Annotated in this window: 1 protein-coding gene; it reads left to right on the top strand. The window is 68.1% G+C overall.

The window, feature by feature from the left end:
- Positions 1 to 1,466: acetolactate synthase large subunit (locus tag AC4IJH_RS43500; RefSeq protein WP_490857561.1), on the top strand; the 1,466-nt coding region annotated here is incomplete at both ends.

Below are 1,466 nucleotides of genomic sequence, written 5' to 3'. Positions count from 1 at the left end.
ACGGGTGCGCAGTCGCTTATTCGTTCGTTGGAGGAGGTCGGGGCGGAGGTGGTCTTCGGTATTCCCGGCGGTGCGATTCTTCCGGCGTACGACCCGATGATGGATTCGACGCGGGTGCGTCATGTGCTGGTGCGGCACGAGCAGGGTGCCGGGCATGCGGCGACGGGTTATGCGCAGGCCACCGGGAAGGTGGGGGTGTGCATGGCGACGTCGGGTCCGGGGGCCACGAACCTGGTCACGCCTATCGCGGATGCCCATATGGATTCGGTGCCGTTGGTGGCGATCACGGGGCAGGTGCCGTCGGGGTCGATCGGGACGGATGCGTTCCAGGAGGCGGACATCTGCGGTATCACGATGCCGATCACCAAGCACAACTTCCTGGTCACCGATCCGGCCGAGATCCCGCGCACGATCGCGGAGGCGTTCCATGTGGCCTCCACGGGGCGGCCCGGTCCGGTGCTGGTGGACATCGCCAAGGATGCCCTGCAGGCCGGGACGGTGTTCGTGTGGCCGCCGCATACGGATCTGCCGGGCTACCGTCCGGTGACCAAGCCGCATGCCAAGCAGATCCGTGAGGCCGCGCGTCTGATTGCCGAGGCGCGCCGTCCGGTGCTGTATGTGGGGGGTGGGGTGCTCAAGGCGGGGGCGACCAGGGAGCTGAAGGTGCTGGCGGAGCTGACCGGTGCGCCGGTGACCACGACGCTGATGGCGCTGGGGGCTTTTCCCGATACGCATCCTCAGCATCTGGGGATGCCGGGGATGCACGGCACGGTGGCGGCGGTGACGGCGTTGCAGAAGGCGGATCTGATCGTTGCGCTGGGGGCCCGTTTCGATGACCGGGTCACGGGGCGGCTGGATTCTTTCGCGCCGTGTGCGAAGGTCGTGCATGCGGATGTGGATCCGGCTGAGATCGGTAAGAACCGGGCGGCGGATGTGCCGATCGTGGGGGATGCGCGGGAGGTGCTGGCGGATCTGATCGTGGCGGTGCAGGCCGAGCACGAGGCGGGCCGCAGGGGGGATTACGGGGGGTGGTGGAAGGATCTGGAGCGGTGGCGGGCGACGTATCCGCTGGGGTACGACCTGCCGCAGGACGGGTCGCTCTCGCCGCAGCAGGTGATCCAGCGGCTGGGTCAGCTGGCGCCGGCGGGCACGGTGTTCGCGGCCGGGGTGGGCCAGCACCAGATGTGGGCGGCGCATTTCATCGACTACGAGCAGCCCGCGACCTGGCTGAACTCCGGTGGTGCGGGCACGATGGGCTATGCGGTGCCGGCCGCCATGGGTGCCAAGGCCGGCCGTCCGGAGCGGACGGTGTGGGCCATCGACGGCGACGGCTGCTTCCAGATGACCAACCAGGAACTGACCACCTGCGCCCTGAACAACATCCCCATCAAGGTCGCCATCATCAACAACGGCGCCCTGGGCATGGTCCGCCAATGGCAGACCCTCTTCTACAACCAGCGCTACTC

The organism is Streptomyces sp. UF-297, from assembly GCF_058245575.1.
This window is presented reverse-complemented; position numbering and strand designations above follow the sequence as displayed.